The following is a 26061-nucleotide window of genomic DNA, read 5'->3' on the forward strand; positions in this document are numbered from 1 at the left end:
TTAGTTGCAGTATTCGAGCGACAAATGTAAATAATTCCTCTGTTAGACACATGGATTAATTATGAAATATTGATGTAAAAAATTTGACTGTTTGATACGAAACATTTTATTAGTTTTACGACTCTTACTATGCGCTCTATAAATCATATTATAAAATACAACTCATGAAGAAGTTTTTACACTCACTTATCATCGCCCTTTGTTTTTCACTTAACTCTTACGCACAGCCGAATATTACGATAGCGCCTGCATCTTTCAGCGTTACCATTGCAAACTGCAATGATTCTGTCACTCTTCCGCTGACGATAAATAATACCGGAACCGCTCCTCTTACTTTCAATCTCTATGACCACCAGACAACGTTCATGAAGTTGTATGCCGGCAATGAAGACATTAATAATATTTCGGAATTCGACATGAATACCAATACTTTCACTGGTGGCCCTTTTTCGTCTGGCAACAGCCCGTGGAGATTAGCCATCAGCCCGAAAGGAGATAGGATTTTTGCTTCTAACAGATACAGCAACAATGTTTATGTTTATAATACTGCTAATAATGCTCTGATAACAATAATCCCCGTAGGAAATTTTCCATCCGGAATGTGTTTTACTCCTGACGGGCGTTTTTGTTTTGTGACAAACAGAAATGGAAATTCAGTATCAAAAATTAATTGCTCTACAAATACAGTAATAGCAACTATTACGGTAAATATCAGCGGACCCATGGATGCAGCGGTTACTCCTGACGGCAACAAGCTATATGTTATTAATAAGAACACAGACAATGTAACCGTTTATAACGCAAATACCAATGCATATATTACTACGATTGCAAGTATCATGAACGGCCATTCCATTGTAATGCATCCGGATGGCAGATATGTATATGTTGGAGAAGCAAATTTTTCTACTGATAATGTTGTAGTCATCAGCACTGCCACCAACACAGTAGTTGCAAGCGTGGGGATTTTTGACCAAGTGCACGGAATTGATATCACTCCTGATGGAAAATATCTATATGCTTTGGATAAATGGAATGGCTGGGTGCAGGTAATTCAGACAAGTACAAATACTGTAGTTGATACAATTATTGATGGTCGGTTTTACAACGGCTGGGATCTGGTGATTTCTCCAAAAGGTGATTATGCCTACGTAACAAACAAGTGGAACAACCCTAATTTTATCATCATCGATCTTTCCAATAACACCATTGCATCAAGTACAAATACTTCCGGTGGAGCAAATTCTTGGCCCGCGGGCTTGGCATCCCTTAACTCATGGGCAACCTGGATGAATGAGAGTGCACAGTCAGGAATTATTGCCGCAAGCGGAAACACTGTAGTGAATGTAGAATTCAACGCGCTGGGACTCAGTGCCGGAATTTATACGGGCGTGATTTATATTAATTCAAACGCTCCTTCGAGCCCGAGTATTGCCGTTCCGTGCACACTTACTGTTGTTGGCGCCCCTAATATTAATATTCCTCTGGCTAATTCATGTCCGAAGTTTGACACCATTCTGGTAAATGCTGCTGATGCTGACACTTTTAATATTCAAAACCTGAATTGTGGAACCCTTAACATTACAAACATTGTTTCTTCTTCAGGTGATTTTGATATTGTTTCTTATCCTGCATCCATTCCCGGATATTCTTCAGGACAACTTATTGTTGCATTCAATCCTCTTTCAATCGGAAATAAAACTACTGTTATTACTGTTCAAAATAACAATGCCGATACTGCCTTCTGCCTGCAGGGAGTTTCTCTTCCTGCTCCCACGATTGGTATTTCTCCTGCCTCACTGAGCGCTACAATTAATTCATGTAATGATTCAATCACGCTTCCTCTTACTATTAATAATACAGGCGGAGGCCCTCTTAATTATTCGTTAATACTTAGCCCGTCAACTTCCGGAGCAAAGTTTTATGATGGTTTTGAAAGCGGGAATTTTGCATCGTGGAATATCGGAGCAGGAGCATATACAAGAACTGTTACAACAACTAATCCTGCCAATGGATTATATTCCTTCCAGCTAATTGGAGGCAATGGCGTTAATTACGATGGCGTAAATCACACGTTTCCGCTTAGCACTTCAAATTATTTATCCTACAAATTCATGTCTCCTATTGGTTCTACTGGTTGGAACTGCGGTGTTGGAGTGGGAAGAACTTCTGACATTACGACCAATCAAGGAATTGCCGACTCCTGGATTGATAATGCATCTATGGAAGTTTATCTGTATTGTTCATCCGGAACATATACAGTACCCATGGTTCAGGGGCAATGGTATAAAATCGAATACAGAAATATAAATTACACTACAAAAAAATTTGATTACTATGTAAATGGAAGTCTGGTTGGCTCTAATCTTACTTTCTGGAATACAAATATTAATAGCATTAATGTCATTCATTTGATGGGATGGGATCCTGGTCAAACGTCAAAATACGATGAGATCGTTATTGGCAACGATCCTTCTGCATGGCTTTTCCCATCTCCTCTTTCAGGAACTTCTGCTCCTTTTGGTTCATCAATAGTGAATGTAAAAATGAAGTCGTCAAATGTTGTTGATGGAACTTATTACGGAAATATACTTGTAAATTCAAATGACCCGTTAACTCCGCAAGTTGCAGTTCCATGTACATTAACCGTAAACGGAAGTCCGAACATTAACATTCCTCTTCTCAACTCTTGCCCAAAGTTTGATACACTCTTCGTTGGCGCACAGGATCAGGATACTTTTCAGGTTCAAAATCTCGGATGCGATACGTTGTATATTTCAAATGTACCTTCCACCACTTATTTTATAGTTGATACTTTCCCAGCTAAAATATCCCCCTACTCCACCGGAACCATTCTGATCACCTTTCAGCCGACTGCTGTCGGCAGTTTCGCTACCGGCATACTGGTTCAGAACAGCGATGCCGATACCACTTTCTGTCTGCAGGGAGTTGCTCTTCCCCCGCCTACTATTGTGGTAGATCCAACTTCATTTAATGTTTCTGTTGCCTGCAGTGATTCACTTACTGATACGTTAACTATTTATAATGTTGGCGGCTCAGATTTATATTGCCAGATTACAGGAGGAGGTGCGCAAAAAATAAAAGTGCTTTTGGCGGGCGCTGATTATGCAAACTATTACACAGATGTTCAGACCAAACTCATGAGCACAGGAAAATTTTCTGTAGTAGATATTTTTGATGCCCGAAACGGAACGCCCACATTAGCTCAACTGCAGGCATATGATGCTGTATTGACATGGACCGATTATTCTTACAGTAATTCCACACTACTCGGAAATAATCTTGCAGATTATATAGATGGGGGTGGTGGCGTTGTTGCTGCCGTTTTCACTACCGGTAATTATTCGCGCATTGGAGGCAGATTTGATTCTCAAAATTACTGGTGCATTAACCCTACGGGCTATTATTATGGGGGAGCCAATCAAACGCTCGGAACAATTTATAACCCGACACATCCGATCATGAAAAATGTTGTGAGCTTGACAGGCAATTCCCGTCCGAATTCCACTGCGATAATGGCTGGCGCAGTCAAAATTGCTGATTGGTCGGACGGAATACCTTTGGTTGTAACTAAAAATGTGAATGGTCACAAAAGGGTGGATTTAGGAATGTGGCCCGCTTCTAATGATGTTACAGGAGGCAACTCATGGGTTTCTTCAACTAATGGGGCGCTTCTCATGGCAAATGCTCTTCACTATAGTGCAAACGGTGGTGTGAATTGGATGACATTGTCGCCACCCGCTGCAGATACAATTAGTCCCGGTGACTCTACAAAAATTGCCGTAGAATTTAATTCAACCGGTTTATCTGCCGGAACCTATACCACAACCATTTCAGTAACTTCTAATGATCCTGTAAATCCTGTTGTTACGGTTCCTGTTACATTTAGTGTTGTTGGCAATCCAAATATGGGCGTTTCTCTTTTTGATATTATTGCCCCTTCCTGCCTTGATCTGGATTCCATCATGGCGCTGACAACCAGCAAAGATTCCATTGCGATTTCAAATTCCGGCTGCGATACGCTGAGAATAGATAGTTTGAAATTTTCTCCTTCAATATTTTCATTGGTATCGTCACCGGCAAAAGTTGCTCCGGGACAAACCAAAAATATTGTTGTAAGGTTTTCTCCAATTGTTGCCGGAACATTTACCGGAACTTTGAATATTTACACAAATGAACTGGATACAGCAATATGCCTTAAAGGAAAAGCATTTCCAAATCCTATCATGTGCTGGAATCCGGACACGTTCAATGTTACGCTTGGCTGCGGTGATTCTATAACCTTACCGCTTATTATTTGCAACACCGGAAATCAAAACCTGAACTTTGGACTCACAGGACAAGATGGATTCTGCGGCACAGCAGGAAACATCAGGGTTGCAGTTTACAACAATGCAACCATTACCGCCCTGCTGAATACTCAAGCAGACATGACAGCAACTACCGTTTCAACATACAATGCTGCCTCTCTTGCCAACTATGATGTACTTATGAATATTCGCAACAGTAATTTAGATCAGGCAGCAGTATTGAATTGGATCAGCAATGGCGGAACATGGATTGGCGAATGGAGCAGCAACCCTTTTCCAATAAGCACTTGGGGAGCCATTACCGGTACTACGGGTGGAGGAACAAGCGGATCAATAAGTGTTTCCATCAATGACCCATCTCATTATCTAGCGCAAAACATTAACTGGGCAAGCATGCCTGTTGGAGCAAACCCTTGCGATTTTATGTATGACCTTAATATAACTGACCCGGCTGCAAAAACAATTATAAATGTCAATCATAGTGCGTACGGGATAAATCCACTTCTTGTAGAAAAAAAATATGGTCAGGGAAAAATAATTCTCTTCAACTGGGATTATCAGGATGCTCCGAATTACAATGCAGTTGTTCAGGATATGATAGAGGAAGTTGTTCGTTACGGAGGCGGAGGATTGGAATGGATTTGTCCAGACACAACTTCAGGAACTGTTGCATACAATGATACTATGATTGTGAATGTGGAATTCAACGCTTCAACTTTAAACGTTGGTCAATATACTACTACACTTTTTATTGCAAGCAATGATCCTCAAAATCCTAATGTGCAGATTCCATGCACTCTTAATGTAACTGGTGTAGGAAATTTTGTTTATGCCGGCATGAGTGACATTACTGCACCTAACTGCCTCGATCTGGATTCCATCATGGAGTTCACAACCAGCAACGACACAATTTATATTGCCAACAACGGATGCGACACTCTTTTCATTGACAGTTTGAAATTTTCTCCATCCGTATTTTCATCAGGTATCTTTACACCTTACATTCTCCCGGGAGATACGGGCGGATTTGTAGCACAGTTTTCCCCTGTTTCAGCAGGAAATTTCACAGGCACTGCCAGCGTTTACACGAATGATCTCGATACTGTTTTCTGTTTGAAAGGGAAATCATTCCCGCGCCCGGTTATTTCTACTGACCCTGATACTTTCAATATTACTTTAACCTGCAGCGATACGCTTATTGACACACTGACCATTTATAACACGGGATTAAATAATCTGATTTACAATATTGATACTTCAGATTATTCTGCCCGTTTTGACGGAAACGGAGACGTGATCTATCGAAACGTCCCTTCAGGATTACCAACCGGCAACACGCCTGTTACCGTTGAAGCATGGATTTATCCGCAGGGTTATAATGATGCAAGTTATAACGGAATTGTATCGTGGGGAAACCGCGGCTGCACCGGAAACGGATTTGTACTTTCCATACAAAGCAACGGACGTCCGAGCATGGCTTTGTGGTGCAACGATTTTGTTCCGGGCTCAGGACCTGCAGCAACATTGAATCAGTGGAACCATATTGCCTGCGTTCTCAATGGAACTTCTGTAACTCTATACATGAATGGAGTTCCTGTGAGCGGAACTATTTCCCCCACTCAAGGATTCACATCCACAAATCTCGCCATAGGATGCACCGATTGGTGGGGAAGATTCTTTACAGGAAGAATTGATGAGGTCAGAATATGGAATAAAGCCAGAACACAGGCAGAAATTCTTTCTACCATGAATCAGGAACTCACAGGCAATGAGCCAAATCTGGTTAGCTATTTTAATTTTGACAACATAAATGCAAATGACTTAGCCGGTTCCAATAACTGTTCATTAGCCGGCAATGCAACAATCCTTAATGACAACGCTGCTACATTTTATTCTCTGAATGGAAATCTGAACGACACAGTTGCTCCTAGTGATTCTTCTCAAATTGCAGTTCAGTTTGTTTCTACCGGATTAACGATTGGAAATTATTCTGATTTCATCCAGATCTCTTCCAACGACCCGCTCAATAACCCGCTTATTGTTCCGGTTAATCTCACCGTTGTGGGCGCTGCAGGGCTTGCAGTTTCTGATACGTGTTTGTTCTTTGATACCATTATGGAATTCACAAACATAGCAGACACTTTCTATATTTCAAATACCGGCTGCGATACTTTGTTTGTGAGCGCAACAACTACATTAAACTTCTGGATTGATTCACTAAGTGTAGATTCTGCAAGCGGATATATTTTACCTGGAGACACCGCCAAAATTCCAATATTCTTTTCTCCTGATTCTGCAGGAAATTTTACCGGCACTCTCAACCTTTATACCAACGCTGGCGACTCTGCAATTTGTTTGAATGGCTATGCCTATCCGCGCCCGATTATCTGCCACAATCCGGATACATTTAATATCACCATAAACATTTGTCAGGATACAGTTACCAGCCAATTGCTTATATGTAATTCAGGCGGCTCCAATTTATATTGGAACATTCTTACTCAATCAAGCATTTGTGATGATTTTGATCCAGCGATTAACAATCCCATGTGGTCATTTGAAAATGGATTCCTCAGTACAAACTGCGGTTCTATGAGCGGCAATGCGCTCTACTTTAATAATGCGGGTGTAAGGCAGGCGGCAACTATTGACCTCAACACATTAGCAGGCGGAAATATTAATTTCGCAATTCGTCTCGGTAGCGGAGGAATCTGCGAGTATCTAGATCCGGGAGAAGATATTGTTTTTGAATATTCCAATAACGGAGGAGGTAGCTGGACAAACATTTCCACTTATTATTCAGGAACAAATCTTACATTTACTTCATACGTCATTCCGGTTCCGGCTGGAGCTAAAACTTCTTCAACCCGATTCAGATGGAGACAATTATCGCACAGCGGATCCTGCTGCGATCATTGGGCGCTTGATAATGTTTGCATAACCACAGGAAGCGCCAATATTATTCCGGTTCCGTCTTCTGACACAACTGCTGCTGGCGATACAACCATCGTTACTATTTATTTTACTGATTCAGGGTTGGTTGCCGGAACTTACACCATTCCGATACTAATCAACTCCAATGATCCTCTGAATTCATTTGATACAGTGATTGTAAATCTCACTATTGATTCTCTTCCATCAGCTCCGCCCGTTGCAAATGATGTAAATGTGTGTTTTGGAAATCCAACACCACCGCTGATTGCCGTTCCTGTAAACTCAAGCGATACGGTTAAGTGGTACAGCGATGGTGCATTAACTACTCTTGTTTATGTCGGAGGAACTTTCAATACCGGACAAACAGCAGTCGGCACCTATACTTACTATGTAACGGCAACTGACACCACTACGATGTGTCAAAGCCTTGCGGATACAGTGCATTTATACATTAACACTGCTCCATTAGAACCTACAGCTTCAGATGCATCAAGTTGTTTTGGAAATCCAACTCCTACTCTTATTTCTTCTGGAACAATAATACAATGGTACACTTCATTGCCTCCAACAGCACCTGTAGGTACTGGACCCTACAGCACTGGATTAACTGCAGTGGGAACATACACGTTCTTTGTTACCGACAGTACGGGTGGGTGCCCTGAAAGTATTGCCGATACAGTTGTACTTAGTATTTACGCCTTGCCGAATAAACCGCTGGCAAAAGATACTGCCGTTTGTTTTGGCGGGCCTATTCCACCTTTGACAGCTACTGTAACCGGAACCGACAGCATCCGCTGGTATAACACTGCCATGATATTTCAGGCAAGCGGTGATACATTCAACACCGGACAAACTGCTGCCGGAACTTATACTTATTACGTAACATCCGTTGATACCGTCACTTATTGCGAAAGCGTGAGGGATACCGCAAAACTCACCATCAACAGCACTCCTCTGCCAACTTCGAATAATGTTTCTTCCTGCTTCGGAAGTCCTACTCCTCCGCTGGTTGCAACACCAAACAATTCTATTCAGTGGTATGATAATTTAATGAATCCACTCGCAGCAAATGATACGCTCATAACCGGATTGACTGCTGTAGGAACATATACATTCTATGTAACTCAAACATTGAACGGATGTCCAAGCAATCCGCTCATGGTAACGCTGACTATAAATCCAATTCCATCAGCTCCTGTTGCTCCTGATGTTTCTTCCTGTTTCGGAAGCCCTACTCCACCCCTTACGGCAACCGGAACAAACATAAAATGGTACAGCGATGCCGCGCTTACTGTATTGGTAGCAACAGGAAGTCCCTACAACACAGGATTGACCGCGGTAGGAAATTATACTTTCTACGTAACTCAAACAACATCTGGATGCCCGAGTCCATCTGATACTGTTTATCTGGATATTTATGCGCTGCCTGTTACCCCAATTGCAACAAATACGTTTGTCTGCTTCGGAAATCCGACTCCTGATTTAGTTGCAACAAACATTACAGGAAATGATACCGTGCATTGGTACAGCAATCCAACACTGGCACCGATTGTATTTACCGGAAATCCTTTTGCTACAACGCAGACAGCAGTTGCAACATATACCTATTATGTAACTCAGACTGATACAGCAACCGGATGCAGGAGTAAATCCGATACAGTAACACTTGCCATTAATGGCGCGCCTGTAGAACCAACTGCAAATGATGTAGCGGTCTGTGTTGGAAGCCCTGCGGTTCTTACCTCAAGCGGAACAATTCCGCAGTGGTTCAATAATCCAGCGTTGACTCCTGTGATTTACACGGGAAGTCCTTATAATACAGGGCTCACAGTTATCGGCACCTACACATTCTTTGTAACGGATAGTGTTGCCGGATGCCCGCAAAGCCCTGCTGATACTGCCGTGCTTACGATCAATCCTGTTCCTATTGCACCTGTATCTGTTCCGCAAAAAGATTCGATATGTTTTGGAAGTCCGAATCCGTCTTTTGCCGCAGCCGGAACAAATATTCAGTGGTGGAGCAATCCGACAACAACAACGCTTGTTTTCGCTGGAAGTCCGTTCACTCCTACTGTGACTGCAACCGGAACATATTCGTACTATGTTACTCAGTCTTCGCTTGGTTGCAAGAGTCCATCCGATACAGTTACATTCAGAATTAATCCTGTTCCTGTTGTAAATCTTGGAGCCGATGTCACTCAATGCGGTGGAACGGTAACATTGAATGCAGGAAATCCGATTTCAAATTATTTGTGGTCAACAGGTGCAACCATTCAGTCAATCATAGTTTCGGTTACCGGAACTTATTCAGTTGTGGTGACTAATGCCGGAGGATGCACCGGAACAGATGTTATTAATGTTACCATTAATCCCATTCCCGTTGCTCCGGTTTCTGTTCCGCAGGGAGATACCATTTGTTTTGGAAATCCGAATCCAACTTTCACAGCAGCCGGAACAAATATTCAATGGTGGAGCAATCCAACTTTGACAACGCTTGTTTTTTCAGGAGCTGCCTTTACGCCCACAGTAACTGCTGCCGGTTCTTACACGTATTATGTAACGCAGACAACAACCGGATGCAAGAGCCCTTCTGATACAGTAAACTTTTTAATCAACTTCACTCCTGCCCTTGCTGTGAATGATACGAACGTTTCGTTTGGAACACCTCCTGTGGTGTTATCCGCAGGCGGAACAAATGTTCAGTGGTATGATACTTCAGGCGCAGTGGTGGGTACAGGAAATTCCTATAACACCGGAGAAACTGCAATAGGAACTTATACCTATTATGTAACGCAGACGATGAATAATTGCGAAGGCGCGAAGGATACAGTTATACTCACCATTTTCCCGGGCGCTCCGCTGGGAGTAGGAGGAACAGTCTGCTTCGGTCAACCGGTTCCGGATTTAACTGCTGCGGGAACAAACATTCAGTGGTGGAGCAATCCTGCTCTTACAATTCTTGCAGGAACAGGAAGTCCGTTTGCTACAGGACAAACTGCTGCCGGAACGTACACGTACTATGTTACGCAGACAATAAATTTTGTTCAGAGTCCGAGCGACACCGTGTTGCTCACCGTCAATGCGCTTCCTTCTGTTCCGGTATCTTCCAATCAGAACGCATGCTTTGGCGGAATCATTCCTGACATGATTGCAGCGGGAACAAACATACAGTGGTATGATACTTCAGGCGCTGTAGTTGGAACCGGAAGTCCGTTCGCTACAGGAGAAACTGCGGTTGGGTCTTACACATACATGGTGACTCAAACAAACACTGTAACCACTTGCGAAAGTCCTTCAGATACTGTTACACTCACCATCAATGCATTGCCTGCAACTCCAACAGCAAGCAATGACACCGCGATTTGTTTTGGAGATCCTATTCCAAACTTATCTGCTGTAGGAACAAACATTACCTGGTATGATGGCTTAGGAAATTTTGTGACTACGGGAAGTCCTTTCCCTCCGGGAGTAAGCGCACCCGGCACTTACACCTTCATCGCAACGCAAACCAATACGGTAACCACCTGCGAAAGCTTAGGCGATACAGTCCTGCTCACAATAAATTCGATAGCTCCTCCTCTTGCTCCGGATGTGGCGGTATGTTTCGGAAATCCTGTTCCTCCACTGGTTGCCACAGGAACAAACATTCAGTGGTATGACACTTCAGGGGCGCTTGTCTTTAGCGGAAGTCCGTTCAACACGGGACAAACTGCAGTGGGCACTTACACCTATTATGTAACGCAGACCAACACTGTCACTACTTGTTCCAGTCCGCAGGATACAGTTTACTTAATCATCAGCACACAACCGACATTGCCTCCTTCCGTTTCTGATACGGATGCTTGTTTCGGTTCCGTGATTCCGGATTTAGTTTCAACAACCGGAACAATTATTAACTGGTATGATGCACTGATGAATCCTCTCTTCAGCGGAAATCCATTTTCGACAGGAATGACCGCTGTGGGTTCCTATACATTCTTCGCAACTGACAGCACACCGGGATGTCCTGAAGGTCCTGCTGACCCTGCGGTGCTTGTGATTAATGCATTGCCGGCAACACTTTCAGTGAATGATACCGCCACTTGTTTCGGAAGTCTTACTCCCGATCTGATTGCCGTTGGAACAAACATTACCTGGTATGATACTGCGATGGCAATTGTTTCTGTGAACGATACGTTCGCGACAGGAGAAACTGCGGCTGGCACTTATACTTACTACGTAACGCAGACCAACACGGTAACCGGATGTGCAAGTGTTGCGGATTCGGTGTTGCTGACAATAAATGCTTTGCCTTCAACACCTGTTGCACTTGATACAGCAGTTTGTTCGGCAGCAGCCATTCCGAATTTAACTTCCACCGGAACAAACGTGCAGTGGTATGATACTTCGGGTGCATTTGTCTTCACCGGAAATTCTTATTCAACCGGACAAACATCTGTTGGCGTGCATACTTATTATGTAACTCAGCTGGATGGAATAACCGGCTGCGAAAGCGCTGCTGATACTGCAACGCTCACTATTATGCTCTCTCCTCCTGTTCCGATTGCGAACAATGTGGCAGTGTGTACCGGCAATCCGATTCCTCCGCTCACATCCACCGGAACAAATGTTCAGTGGTACAGTGATGCGGCACTCACTACTCTTGTGAACACAGGAAACAGTTTCAACACCGGACAAACCGCTGTGGGTGTTTACACGTATTGGGTGACGGACAGTTTAACAGGATGCGTAAGCAGTTCTGCAGATTCTGCAACACTCACTATCAACGCAGTTCCGCTTGAACCAACTGCAACTGATGTGACTATTTGTTATGGCGGTTCATCCGTACTCAGTTCCAACGGAGCAAATCCGCAGTGGTACAGCGATGTTACGCTCATCAACATGGTGCATGCGGGAAGCACATACACCACAGGCATCACCGCGGTGGGAATTTACACTTACTATGTGACTGATTACGCTGCAGGATGCGGAAATTCTCCGGCTGATACGGCTGTGCTCACCATCAATCCTGTTCCGCTGGTAACTGCCAATACATATTCCACCGCTATTCTGCTGGGCAATTCCACCAATCTCACTGCTTATAATGCATCCACCTATATATGGGCTCCGCCTGCGGGATTAAACACAACTACCGGCTCAACCGTTGTGGCGAATCCTTCTGTAACCACTACTTACACCGTAACCGGCACCAACCAATACGGATGCTCCAGCAGTGTAAGCATACTGGTTCTTGTAAATCCGCTGGGCGTGATTGACTTCGGCAACGCGGTGCAGGATGTAACTATTTATCCCAATCCAGCGATAGACCAGTTCACGCTTGAGTTCAACTCCACGATAGAAACTCCCATTAACATTTATATGCTCAACATGCTTGGAGAAAGAGTAAGCGTGATGAAGAGCGATGAGGTGCAAGGAGGCGGGCTGATGAAACATACATACCTGATCAACACCAGCGCCTTCACGGAAGGAGTTTATACTATTGAGATCGTGACGGAGAAAGGAACGGTGAACAGAAGGGTGGTGCTGTTCAGATGACCTCACCCCTAACCCCTCTCCTTTAGGAGAGGGGAATGGATACAACAAATACAGAAACCCTTGGTGCTGAAAAGTATCGGGGGTTTTTGTTTTGCCTCACGGTAAGAAGCCCCGCCCTAAAGGGAGAAACGCTGGAAGAGGAAACGGAGAAACGGGGAAGTGGAGAAAAAGACATAAAAAAGGAGAGGGAGGATAATGCAGAAGACGCGGAGAGAGGCGGGAACGATGCGGACAGGTGCGGGAACGGTGCGGACAGGAGCGGGGCGACCCCGATTGTCATCGGGGCAGGTGCGACAGGAGCGGAAGTGATACGTGCAGGAGCGGGAACGATGAGTACAGGAGCGGAAGTGGTGCGTACAGGAGCGGGAACGCTGCGACAGGAGCGGAAGTGATACGTATAGTAGCGGGGCGACCCCGATTGTCATCGGGGCAGGTGCGTACAGGAGCGGAAGCGGTGCGGAAATGGTGCGGATGGCGCGAAGGGTGCCGTACATGGAGCGGAGTGTTCATCATCTGCCTCTGATTGTCAATCATCTTTCTGGTTTTGTCAGGAAATTGAGCGGGATGGTGAAGTAATTGGTGCGGATTGCAAAGCTCACCCTGAATTGCCCCCTCCCTTTGTCCCTCCCCCAAGGGGGAGGGAATATTGACCTCACGCCTAGAACTCTCAGGTCGGGATTACCGAACTAACATCCAAACTAAATCCCGGCCAGCGCAAGTGAATAATGAAGCAGGTTTCAATAAAGATTCATAAAGTTTTTAAAAAAGCAATTAATGCTCCATAAGATTTTGTTGCTTGTGAAAATGACATCTTTTCTTTAAGATCCATTTCAGCATATGTTATTGAACTACCAGTTGGTATAAATATAGGATCAAACTGAAACCCTTTTGAGCCTCTTCCTTTATCTGAGATCTTACCTATTGTTTCTCCAATGAAAATCTTAATATTTTTTCCATCACAGTAGCAAACTGCTGAAATAACTTTTGCCTTTCTTGATTCACCAATAGGTATTAACTTACCAACAACACTGAATCTTTCAAGACGATCAGAACCTCCTATATTATTATATAAATCTTTTATACATTGATGATAGGCATTAGTAACAATAAAATACACGCCTCTTCTTTCAAGTATAGTGACTACTTCTTTAAGCCTAACTTGATCCTGCCAGGAAAATATTTTTTGATTATATGCAATAAAACCATTGTTCTCATGGGCAACTGTGTATGGCGGATCGAGAAAAACCAAATCTCCTTCTTTTACTTTTGCTAATGATTTTCCAAAATCTTGATGTTTTAATATAACACCTTGTAATCGTTCGCTGGCAATCAATAAAGTTTCCTTATCAACAACATTAATTTTTTTTCTATATCCATAAGGTACGTTGTATTTTCCATCACGGTTCACTCTATATATACCATTAAAGGAAGTTCTGTTTAAGTAAATAAATCGTACTGCTTGTTTTATTTTTCCTGTCTCATTGTTTTTCCTTACCTCATAATAAAATCTCTTTGTATTCTTATATTCCTCCAATCCAGTGATTACTTTATCTACATTGTCTCTAATTTGAATATAGGTATTGATCAAATCCTTATTTAAATCTGATAAGTAACATTTGTTTGTAGGAGATAAATGAAAAAATACCGATCCACCTCCTAAAAAGGGCTCATGGTAGTCATTGAATTTTTCCGGAATATAGTTTTCAATTTCTTTAAGTAATCTTCTTTTGCCTCCAGCCCATCTGAGAAATGGTTTTGCCTTTTCCTCTTCAATAACTTGCTGTTGTAACATCGCTCAAAAGTAGGCTCTTTTTACTTAAACCTTGAAAAATACTTATCAATCTCAGGTCTGAGTTCTACTCCAACGCGTTCAAAACAATCAAGCAATTCCGGGTAAGTTCCTTTGCCTCCGAGGAAATCCCAAAATTCATCTCCTACTTTAAGTTCATTATCTAAATCCAACATTCCGCGCATGGTCCAGCGGGAATACGGTTTTGGTTCATACGGATTGTACGGAATCGCAATCAGCGTATTGATTTTTGCTTTTGGATTTCCTGCAAGAACAACTGCAACCCATTCCAATAATGTTCTTTTAAATTCTTTGAATCCACCTGCATTCGGTTTTGCAGTTTTAATATCGAAAAGAAATAATTCTTTTGATTTGCTTTCTACCCAAACATCCACCACAGTAGGTTTTACTTTTTTCATCTTTCCTTTCTGGCAAACTTTTCTGATGGCTTCAATCTCTTTATGTTTATTCGGAGAAACATCGGCAGTAGATAAGCCATCCATTATTTCCTGAATCACTTTATGTGCGCTTTCGCTTATTTGGTTTCCAACTTTGTTATGGATTTGCACCGTCAAGAAATTCTTTTTTGCTATTTCTACGGCAACGGGTTCGAATACACTTGTTCCAAAATTAGTATTGAGGGAATGAATAAATGAAAATAATGCCAGTCTATCTGTGCCAAGCAAACGCGTGTGAAAAGGCATTGATGCTGGCTCAGGATTGTAGTTCTTGAATTTATTGCGCAAGCAATTTTTCAGAACTTCTTCTATGGATTGTATTTCGGATTTGGATATAGACATTTATTTTTCTTTCAAATGAAAAATTATTTCCGAATAAGCGCCTTTATCTTTCTCTGTGCGGTTTAATACAGGGCGCTTGAATTGATTTACGATTTTCATTCCGGCATTTTCAGCAATGGTAGGATACATATTGTATTTATCATTGGCTACAAGAAACACATTGTAATCTTCAACAAAGAATTTTTTGCAGTTATTCAATACCTCTGCAATTCCTTTTGCGTAAGATTCTTTTGCCTCGCGCCCCTGCCCTTTAGACAGCGGACCAATTTCAAGATTATCTTTTCTTTCAAAGCGAAATAAATCATACGCATAGGCGTGCTGTTCATGATAATCAATGACGCCAACATAAGGCGGAGAAGAGAAGATGCCTTTTATTTTTTTCTTTTTTGCAAAGCGGGAGAAATAAGGGTCTTGTTCTTTTAGTTCTTTAAAGATGTCTATGCTTCGTGAATCTCCTGTTAAACATCGCTGACAATTATTTTTTCTTTTCTCTTTATATTCTTTGAAGCGGGTAACTGTGTCCTTGCTGTATGAATCCCACCATTTGAAAATTGAAAAAAGAGGTTTACAAACTTTTCCGTGCTTGGAACAATAGTAAGTTCCGTTAACTGGCTCAAGCAAAGTGGCCAAATCTGCATGTGTAGTTGCACGGCATGAGCGGATTGTCCGGCTAAGAATAACACTTATAACATTCCGAACATCTTTATCTTTTATTTTGCGAACCTTCTTGTAAACGAAATCAATTTCTTGCCGAACATTTTCAAAATACCATTTATCTAAAAATGTTTTGGATTGTTTTTGCTTTAGTTTAATCTTGTATTTCTTAACTAGTTTTTCAAATACTGGGAAAAACATTTTTTCTTTTTCTGTTCCGTATTTGTTTTCATCTATTTTTCCGCGCTGGAGGTTGTATTTGTATTCGGGAACGGGGAAATATTTATTGTTGAACTTATTTAATTCTTCCAGCAAGGCATTTTCAAATTCGTCAATCTTTGATTTTGCTATGAACTTTTTTAATTCTTCTGAAATCTTATCGATTTCTTTTTGAATGAGAACAAAATCATATCTGCCTACCTTAACATTACTAATCATCGCATTGAAAGCAGAAACATCTATTCCGATGGCGTGCATTCCCAATTCACTTGCTTGCACCAATGTTGTACCGCTCCCACAAAAAGGGTCAAGTACAATATCTTCTTCTTTGAAATAAATTTCTTTTTTGAATTTATCCTTTTTGCTGTCTAAAAAATATTCTACCAACTGAGGAATAAATTTTCCTTTGTATGGATGAAGGCGGTGAACATGCTTGGTGGTTTCTGATTCTTTGTATTGATCAAATGAAAGTGTCCAATTTAAATCATTGCCTAATTTTTCTTTCCAATTTAATTCTCTGCTACCATTTAACGATTCATAATATTTAAGCAATTCATTTTTTTCAACGAGCGTAGAGCCATTATCGCCCATTTTTTTTACTCTGCCGTATTGTATGAGATAAGAAATATTTGATGTGGTAACTTCTTTTTTCAAGTAATCAGTTGCCCATTCGCTCGCTTGCTTGATTGATAGGAAAGTCTCTTGCCTGTTTTGGCTTAGATGTTTAGGCGGATGTAAAAAATAGCGTTCATCATCAGATTCTTTAACAAAGCTTGGTTTTACTTTGTTTTTATACTTTTTTTTATTCTTTTCCTTGAGCATATTACAGGCGTTTCAGCGAAAGTAATACTAAAATCACGATTCCTAAAAATTGTTAATAGATATTTACTTCAAATACCCACCCCTTCCCTCTCTCTATGAATAGAGAGGGAGTAAAGTAAAAGAAAGTTGAGAGGTTTTTTTTGCGGGGGTGGGTGTTGCCCCCTCTCTGTGTCTCTCCCCCAAAGGGGAGAGAAGTTTCTGAAAGCGGGAATAAAAAAAGCGGGGCAAACGAAAAGCGGGAGAGAAATATTTTATCGTTTAACATAATTTAACAAACTTTTTCATAGGGAAAACGGGTGGTTTGGCATCATATATGTAAGATGTAATATGGCAGAGGGCAGATGGAAAAGACAAAAAAAATAAAACCAGATACCTATATATAATGAAGAAACTCTACTCAGGCAAGACATAAAAAATCGAGCTGAATCCTGAAGCAATAACGTGACAGGATAACGCCTCACCCGACCTCACCCCTGCCCCTCTCCTTCAGGAGAGGGGAGCAGCGTGTGGAACGGTGGAGCAAAAACAAAATACAATGAAAGACCATTTGGAAGACAAGCTGAACATGGGACTGACCACGCAGCAAGTGATGAACGACAACAGCAGTTTGTGGGGCGGTATTGCCGCCATGGTGATTGCTGTGAGCAGACTGGGAACCAACATTGCAGCGATACAGAGCGTGCGGTTGATTCAAGAACAGGATCTGCGCGGTGTGCGTATTGACAAGAAAGAGAAGAAAGAGGATGCGATTGATGCGGGATTGATTGTAATCGGGGGATTGAAAGCGTTTGCGAGGGCGAACAATGACAACACCCTGCTGAAGCGAATTGATTACACCCGACATGAACTAGAAAAGGCGAGGGATACGGTTGTGGCTGACCGGTTGAAGATTGTGAGGGATGAAGCCACTGCCATTATTGGTTCATTGGGAGATTACAATGTGACGGGCACGGAGGTGAACGCGCTGAGCGCAGCGATTGCGGCTTACGCGCTGATGATACCGAAACCGAGAGTGGCGCTGAACATCCGCAAGAATGCTACTGAGGCGATTACGAGGTTGTTCCGAGAAATGGATGAGCCGCTAAAAATCATAGATGGCATTATGGAAACGCTGAAGAAGAGCCAGCCGGAATTTTTTGAGACGCACAAGAATGCAAGAATCATTGTGGACAGCGGAAGCGGTGGAAGCGGTGTGAGGGGTGTTGTGAGAGATAAAATTACGGGCGCACCGCTTGAAGGTGTGCTGATAAGCATTAACGCTCCCGTTCACCGTGCAAGAATAAATGCACGAAGCGCAACACGCACGATGACGACCACTACAAATGCAAATGGAATTTATGAAATGCGAAGATTGCATGCGGGTCATTATACGCTGAAGATGCAGAAGGATGCTTACACGGACCTGCATGTGCTGTCAACGATTGAGGAGGGGAAGATTGCGGAGGCGCATGGGGAGATGGAGAGGAACAGCTAAGTAAAGCCCCTCCGAAGGAGTCCTTCAGACAAGTTCCAAATTCCAAGTACCAAGTTCCAAGAAAAAATCTTTGGGGCTTGAGACTTGGAACTTGAGACGTGAGACTTTCATTTTGGAAACCTGATTATCAGCCGAAGGATTGATTCGCCCGCTATCGAACCGATGGTATAGAAATGGGTGGTATATTTGACCACCATTAAATTTACATGCCCTGGAATTGTCCCACATGCAACCGCCTGTTCAAACACGCAGTCAGTTATCACTCCTGCGTGAAGGTGAATCCTGATTCACATTTCACCGGGAAAAATCCAAACGTGAAAGCGGTGTATGAAAAAATCCTGAAGGAAACAAAAAAATTCGGTAAAGTGAATGTGAGTCCGGTGAAGAACGGTATTCTGCTGAAAAATCTCAGCACGTTTCTTGGAATCGGATTGAAAAAGTCATTTCTTGATATAGAGTTTTTTCTTGCAGAAGAAACAAATGAATTTCCGATTTATAAAACATTTCGCTATACAAAAAACAAAACGGTTCATTATGTACGGCTGGAAAATCCAAAAGAAGTGGACAGGCAACTACTGAACTGGCTGAAAACTTCCTATGGGCTGGCGGACAAAAAAAAATAATATCTTAGCTCACTTAATCCTTTTTATGAAATTATTTCTTTATTCATTTGTTGTCACCTTTTTATTTTCAGAAACTTCTTTTTCCCAAACCACTCCCGCACCCTGCGACACGAGCGGAACTGCGGTTCTCCGGAACAATTCAGTGCTGGAGCAATGGGAATACAGGGCGGATAAAAAGACAAAGAAAAAAACATTCAGCAACGTGCGGGAGTTCAGCGAGAACGGATGCCTCACCAAACACATCTGGCCTGATGCAGCCGCGCCCGGCACTTATGGATTTAAAGAATGGGAGTTTACTGAAAAAGGATCGCTTGCTAAATACCGTGAAGGAAAGATTGATGCAGATTCGGCAAAGCTTGCTTCTTTCAGCGAAGCGTATAACTACAACTATGAAGGGCTGCTGAGCAGTTACCGTAAAGATATTTACGAAGGAGAAATGTCGCAGACGGTTGTGAAATGGGAATATTCTTATTCTGCCAAAGGAGAGAAAACAGAATCTTCCTTTTCAAAAATCCTGGTACGAAAAGATACCATTTCGAATGATGATATTAAATATGCCGGCAACGGAGTTCCTCTTGAAAGAACCATCAATAATTATTTTCCAAAGAACGTTTCAGATTTTATAAAATATAATGCGAAGGGATTGCCTGCCGAGTATATCCGCTACGAAAAAGGAAAAATGACGGAGCACAAATTTTTTACCTATCACTATGATAAACAGGGTGCGCTTACCGAGATAAACATTACAGACGGGGTTGCCAAAACAAACGAAAAGAAAAAATATGAGAAAGAAAAAATCACCTGCACGCTGACGAGCACGAAAGGAAAAGTTTTGAAAACCTTCAGCGAACCGTATGCTCCTCCCGCAACGCTTGCTTATCCGCCTTATCCGGTTGCTGAAAAACAAGCGGAAAAAAAACAAGCATCGCCAGACAAAACCATTTTAAAAGTAAAACCGGACAAGAAAAAAAATAAAATTGTTGAACACTATACGGGACAGAAACTTGTTTACTCTGAAACGTATAATCCGAAAGGATTGCTTATTGAAAAAAATCTGGTGGAGGGGAATCTCGTTCTGCAGTATGAGTATGTGTTTTATTAATACTCTGAAGAACTTTCCAATTCTTCATGGCAATTATATTCCTTCTTCTCTTTCTTCTCCGGTTTTTGAGTTGGCTCACCGCCTTTCTTCGCCTGAATCATCAGGTTGATGATGCGCGCGCGTTCGCTGTGCATTTCCTCGCGGAGTTTTTTATCGGCATCGGCATCGAAATAAATTTGTCCGTCAATAATTGTCTTGTCAGCTTTTGCGTAGATGGAAAGAGGATTGTCCGTCCACAACACCACATCGGCATCTTTGCCAACCTTAATGCTTCCCATGTGAGAATCCAAGTGTAAAAGTTTCGCGGGATTGAGCGTAACCAGCTTCAGCGCTTCTTCTTCGGAAAGATTTCCGTACTTGATTGATTTGGCGGCTTCCTGATTTAATCTTCTTGCCATTTCCGCATCATCCGAATTCACTGCGGTGACAATTCCCATTTTTTCCAGCAGCGTTGGATTGTAAGGTATAGCTTCTTTCACTTCCATTTTATACGCCCACCAGTCAGAAAAGGAAGAAGCACCCACTCCGTGCGCTTTCATTTTGTCCGCCACTTTATATCCTTCAAGAATGTGCGTGAAGGTATTCACCTGAAAACCCATTGAGTCGCCTACGTGCATGAGCATGAGGATTTCTGACTGGACATACGAATGGCAAGTGATAAATCTTTTTTTGTCGAGAATCTGCACCAGCGCATCCATCTCAATATCTATGCGCGGAGCGGGAATAAATGTTTTCGACTTGGAAACGGTGGCGGCATATGTTTGCCATTTCAAATCATATTCTTTCGCGCGCGTGAAGAAATCATAATATACCTGCTCCACTCCCATTCTTGATTGAGGAAAGCGATCCGTATTGAAATCTCCCCAGTTGCTTTGCTTTACATTTTCTCCGAGCGCAAATTTTATGAAACCGTCAGTTCCTTTGATTTTCATTTCATCCGGAGATTTTCCCCAGCGGAGCTTTACAATTCCTGACTGCCCTCCTATGGGATTTGCAGAACCGTGAAGCAATTGCGCAGCAACCACTCCACCGGCAAGATTCCGGTAAATGTTTATGTCTTCACAGTCAATTACATCACCTATCCTTACTTCAGCGCTTGACGCCTGCGTTCCCTCATTGACTCCCTGTGAAATGGCAATGTGAGAATGTTCGTCAATGATTCCTGCTGTAAGATGTTTCCCCGTGCCATCAATTATTTTTGCTTTGACAGTTGAAGGCGCTGATAAGTTAGTTCCAATCGCAACAATTTTTCCGTCTGTTATCATCACGTCTTTATTCTTAAGAATGCCATCCGCTTCATTTGTCCACACGGTTGCATTTTTAATAATGACGGCATCCCAGCGGTTCCACCACTTTTCCATCAGTGAAGTGTCTTGTTTTTTCTGCCCGTAAGCAGTGAAAGGATAAATTACATCATCGAGGGTGGGATAGCTCCTCAGCCCTTTCCCCTCTCCTAAATGGGAGGGGATAGTATCTTTTTTAATGGTGTCCTTTTTTGTTTCAAGAGGGGATTTGTATTCTGCGTTCCATTCTATCCAGTCTCCATTTGGCATTTGTCCTTTACCTTTCATCGCTAACGGAACTTCAGAAACATTTCCGCTCAATCGCACAGTGCCATCGTCCTTCCTGAAAATGTAATTGATGGAAATAAGTTTTCCTGAAAGTGATATATTGGTTTCTGCTTTCAGCGTGTCGTTGGCGGAAACTTCCGCTTTAGGTTTTTCCGCTTCACCGGATATTTTCAGATTGAATGTGCCGGCTCCGACCTTGAGATTGTAGTTGCCGCGAATGTCTGTCACGTTCATGTCTCTCAGAACGTACTGGTCGCCTTGCACCCAGTTTTCATAAATAACATTTTTTTCGTCAAACAGATTGCCTGAAGTGATGATGAAGCTGGCGATCATTCCTTTTTTCAGCGAGCCGATTTGATTTTGCATGCCGAGTATTTCAGCAGGAGAAACGGTGAGCGCTCTTAAAGCGGTTTTCTCGCTCAATCCGTATTCAATTGCTTTGCGGAGGTTTTTCCAGAATTCTTTTTTGTCTTTAAGCCCATCCGTAGTAAGCGCAAACGAAATAAATTTTTTCTCAAATGCGGAAGGATTGACAGGAGCCATTTCCCAGTTCTTGAGTTCGGCATACGAAACCAGGGCGGCATCGTAAGGGTCTTCCACATCAAACGTTGCCGGGAAATTCAGCGGGAGGATGAAACGCGCGTTGGTATTTTTGATTTCATCCATTCGCTGGTACTCGTCTCCATCTCCTTTGATGATGTATTGAATTTTGAATTCATCTCCGATTTTATCAGCGCGAAGCGCAGAAAGTTTATCGTTCACTTCAAAAATCTGCGGCAGCGATTGGAGTTTGTTCCAATTATTGAGTGATATGTTATATTCTTTATCGCTTGTGATTTGTTTATACCACTGCGCATCGTAATACGTTTGTCTCAGCAAAGCGATGCTGCCCATCAGAGAACTTGGATAATCCTGCGTGCTGGTTCCTTTGTCAAATGAATACATGGCAGCGGCTTTGTCTTTGAGAATGGTTTTGTTCTCATTATTATTTGAAAGCGAAACAAAAACGGATGAGCCGCGCGCGATGCCGTCACGTTTGAATGTGAGCACTGCACCAAATCCGAGTTTGCGCATGTCTTCTGCTGATTTTGCATCGGCAGAAAAAAGTTTGTCGGCTTCTGTTTCCGGCTTAATCGCCTGATTCCATCCGTAAGCGCCTTTGGTATTGCTTTCCATCTGCGGACCTCTGCCTCCGCTGCGCTCGGGTTTTTTCACTTCGGGCATTCCGTAAGCGGAATAAATATCTATGAGCGATGGATAAATGCTTTTTCCTTTTAAGTCATAGACCACCGCGCTTTTCGGAATCGGCACCTGAACGCCTGCATCAACCACCATTCCGTCTTTAACAAGCAAGGTTGCTTTATCCATCACCGTTTGATAATCTACATACAGTTTTGCGTTGGTGAAAGCATAATAGTTATGGCGATTGTCGGGCGCACCGTTCACAGGAAAGGTTTCCTGTGAATGCAAGAGGTAAGAGGTCCCGAAGGGATAAATAAGATGGCAGATGGAAAAAACAAAAAAGAAAACACAGCAAGAATAAAAGCGTTTCATAGGGGAAGAGTTACTATGAAACAAATGTAGATTTTTTTTCTACCTGCTTAAAATAAAAAAGGGCTATCACAATATGATAACCCCTTTCGCTCATGACGATTACTGTTTCTTACTGCTTGTTCAGTTTTTTGGTGAAGGAGGAATTTTTGTCAGAAACTTTGATGAAATACATTCCTTTGGAAATATCGCTCACCTGAATGTTTCCGGTGTATGAATTCCCGTTAGCAGAAATATCTCCCGCTATTATTTCATCTCCGATAATATTGCAGATGGAATAGTGAATTTTTTCCGAGTGCGTTGTTCCCTGAATCGTAATGGATGAGGAAGCGGGATTCGGATACATGCTGAACCCGCTGGCAGAAGACAAATCAGCCATGCCCACCACAGAAGTAATATTGATATTGTCAATGAACAAATTGGAGCCGTATTGCGCATGGTTTTCAAATGCGAACATCACGCTCGGCTGCCCAACCACAACAGAAAGATTAATATTGTCATTTCTCCATGCACCGGCTCCGTTAGGCGTAAAGCATCCCTGCGCATCGGCATAGGGACCGCAGGTAACCGTGTTGCTCATGGCACAGGGAACAGAAGCCAATGTCATTCCGCCCTTGATGTAAATCTGTGTCCAGGTGCTTCCGCAATTGATCGAATAATCTACGGCAAGCGTATCGCTGTAGGTATTATCCCAGGGAGAATAGCCCACATCAAAAGTCATTTGCGCGGAAGTTGCGTTTGAAAAATCATATACGGTGGTTCTCAACTGGTCGCGCGTGTTCGGAACATTCTGCGTGCAGTTGTCAAACAGAGCAGACGGGGCGGGATTTCCGATGGAGGCATTCGCTACCCATGTTACATCGCTGTTAGGATTGTAGAGCGACCATCCCGCAGGAGGAAACGCGGATTGAAATCCTTCCACGATGGGGGGCAAAGAAGCCGTGGTGCCTACGGTGAAGTTAGACGTTGACTGATCATTGCTTGTGTTTTGGTCAGTAGAAGAATTGGGATTGCTGGTGGAAGAATAAAAAATATGCGCTCCTCCGGGAACGGTCATGCTTGGCAGTGTAACATTGGCAGATTGCCCCGATGCCAGTGAGCCGGTCCAGCTTTGTGTTTGATTTGGGTTTGAATCATAATGATAATTGATGGTGCAGGATGTAAGTGTAGTCGCACCAAAATTATTCACTTTAACAACCGGAGAGAAAGTGCCGCTGCAAATTGTTCCGGTGGGAGTCAGAATGCTGTTTATTCCCGCATCAATAGCTACAGCGGGAGTGCAGGCAGTGGCACTGTAGTTAACCAGCGACATGAGATAATTGGAAACACACCACTGCACACGTGCTTTTTGTCCGGCAGTGAACATCACCTTGCAGTTATCAGAAGTATAATCCATGTAGTTCATGAACATTTGCCCGTCAGCATTAGGTGAGCAGGCATCCATAGCAGGATAACTAAGACATCCGAAGTTTGCGTCTGCCTGATTGGGAGTATCCGAAATCTGGTCGTCCCCGGTACACGCACCTCCGTCATCGCCCCAGATGTGGTAGAGAGCAAAGCAGTGAGAAAGTTCGTGCACCATCACACGGTTCAATCCATAGCCCGCACAAAGCCCTGTGATAGTGCAGTAATCCGCCACGGCTCCATAACTGGCACTAAGAGGAGGAAATACCCCGTAGCCGCCTAATCCTCCCGACAGGTCTCCAATCCAGATGTTAAAATAATTATTATAATTCCATGGATCATCTCCTCCGGCAGCGGTGCTTTTTATAGCATCATCGGTTGTAAAAGCGCCATGTGTAGTTGACTTGTGGATAATTCCGGTGGTGGGATTTCCGCTGGGGTCTTTGGAGGCAAGACAAAACTGCACTTCCAAATCAGCAGTAATAGATTGCCAGACGGAAGGAGTCTGCCCGATATCGCTGTTTTGTTTTCTGAAATCTTCGTTCAGCCGTGTAATGCCCTGTGTGACTGCCGCATCGCTGAGATTCTGCGAAGCGGTGCTATACACCACATGCACAACCGTTGGGATAGTATATAAAGTATATGTATTGGGATTTCCGTTTGCTCTTTGCTGCATAAAATTTTCCAACTGTGCCTGAATTTGTTTTTCCATGCGTTCTTTTTTCATATCAAAATACGGGTCTTTGGAGCGGAGATAATTTTCATACTGCACCTGCCCGCAGTATTTTGCGCCATCAGGAATAGTTTGCACATCAAGATTGCCAGTTGTTTGTGCAAACGATGAAATACAGCAGGCAATGCCTGCCGCAATCAGGAAAACAGAAAGTGTAATGGATTTTTTCATAGAAAAAGTTTATGGTGTGTTAGTTATGCTGCGAGTAAACAGATTACAGAAAAAAGACAAGATTGCGATGATCAGATAGCCGGATTTAAAAATTACGAGGACAAAGGAACACTAATAAAAATCAAAAGTCAAGTTTTGAGTTGACTATTTTCTGAGGATCACTACGGAACCTGAACAGGAGGCGGTGGTGGAGGTGGCAGGATTGCTATTAGGATGTATTTGCGTTTTAGTTCTTTGCCGGGGGCGAAGCGGATGTTTGTTTCGGTGAGGGTGTTGTAGCCCACGAGGGTAACTTCTATATCGTAGCTGCCGGGTTTTATGTTGGCGATGCCGAATTTTCCGAGCGCA

Annotated in this window: 11 protein-coding genes; 5 read left to right on the top strand and 6 right to left on the bottom strand. The window is 42.8% G+C overall.

Annotated elements, in window-relative coordinates; genetic code table 11:
• Positions 1-164 precede the first annotated feature (164 nt).
• Together HY841_06510 and HY841_06515 are read left to right on the top strand one after the other, a co-directional pair.
• On the top strand, positions 165-12800 hold the full coding sequence (locus HY841_06510) for a choice-of-anchor D domain-containing protein (protein MBI4930395.1): 12636 nt from the start codon (positions 165-167) through the stop codon (positions 12798-12800).
• Positions 12801-12835: 35 nt separating this feature from the next.
• Positions 12836-13192 (top strand): hypothetical protein, encoded by a 357-nt coding sequence (locus HY841_06515; protein MBI4930396.1) that lies wholly within the window; start codon positions 12836-12838, stop codon positions 13190-13192.
• A gap of 356 nt (positions 13193-13548) precedes the next feature.
• Here HY841_06515 and HY841_06520 read toward each other — a convergent pair whose 3' ends face one another.
• Genes HY841_06520 through HY841_06530 form a run of 3 tightly spaced genes read right to left on the bottom strand, consistent with a single transcriptional unit; the run spans position 13549 to position 17084 of the window.
• Positions 13549-14592 (bottom strand): Dam family site-specific DNA-(adenine-N6)-methyltransferase, encoded by a 1044-nt coding sequence (locus HY841_06520; GenBank protein ID MBI4930397.1) that lies wholly within the window; start codon positions 14590-14592, stop codon positions 13549-13551.
• Positions 14593-14612: 20 nt separating this feature from the next.
• Positions 14613-15389, bottom strand: a complete 777-nt coding sequence (locus tag HY841_06525) for a TdeIII family type II restriction endonuclease (GenBank protein MBI4930398.1) — start codon at positions 15387-15389, stop codon at positions 14613-14615.
• On the bottom strand, positions 15390-17084 hold the full coding sequence (locus tag HY841_06530; GenBank protein ID MBI4930399.1) for a site-specific DNA-methyltransferase: 1695 nt from the start codon (positions 17082-17084) through the stop codon (positions 15390-15392). It lies immediately after the preceding gene.
• Between the two features lie 535 nt (positions 17085-17619).
• On the opposite strand from HY841_06530, the gene HY841_06535 reads away from it, so the two are divergent.
• The 3 genes from HY841_06535 to HY841_06545 all read left to right on the top strand — a co-directional run bounded on the left by HY841_06535 (position 17620) and on the right by HY841_06545 (position 20283).
• On the top strand, positions 17620-18558 hold the full coding sequence (locus HY841_06535; protein ID MBI4930400.1) for a carboxypeptidase regulatory-like domain-containing protein: 939 nt from the start codon (positions 17620-17622) through the stop codon (positions 18556-18558).
• 206 nt (positions 18559-18764) lie between these two features.
• On the top strand, positions 18765-19181 hold the full coding sequence (locus HY841_06540; GenBank protein ID MBI4930401.1) for a hypothetical protein: 417 nt from the start codon (positions 18765-18767) through the stop codon (positions 19179-19181).
• 25 nt (positions 19182-19206) lie between these two features.
• Entirely contained in the window at positions 19207-20283 is a 1077-nt protein-coding gene (locus tag HY841_06545) for a hypothetical protein (GenBank protein ID MBI4930402.1), read from the top strand.
• On the opposite strand, the gene HY841_06550 is transcribed toward HY841_06545, so the two are convergent.
• The 3 genes from HY841_06550 to HY841_06560 form a co-directional block, all read right to left on the bottom strand.
• Positions 20280-23408, bottom strand: a complete 3129-nt coding sequence (locus HY841_06550; protein ID MBI4930403.1) for an amidohydrolase family protein — start codon at positions 23406-23408, stop codon at positions 20280-20282. The genes HY841_06545 and HY841_06550 overlap by 4 nt on opposite strands.
• A gap of 109 nt (positions 23409-23517) precedes the next feature.
• A complete protein-coding gene (locus HY841_06555) occupies positions 23518-25713 on the bottom strand; it encodes a T9SS type A sorting domain-containing protein (protein ID MBI4930404.1) in 2196 nt (731 codons plus the stop codon).
• Between the two features lie 161 nt (positions 25714-25874).
• Positions 25875-26061, bottom strand: a 187-nt coding sequence (locus HY841_06560; protein MBI4930405.1) for a carboxypeptidase regulatory-like domain-containing protein, incomplete at its 5' end; no start/stop codon positions are given.

The sequence above is a fragment of the Bacteroidota bacterium genome (assembly GCA_016213405.1).
Lineage (GTDB): Bacteria > Bacteroidota > Bacteroidia > Palsa-948 > Palsa-948 > Palsa-948.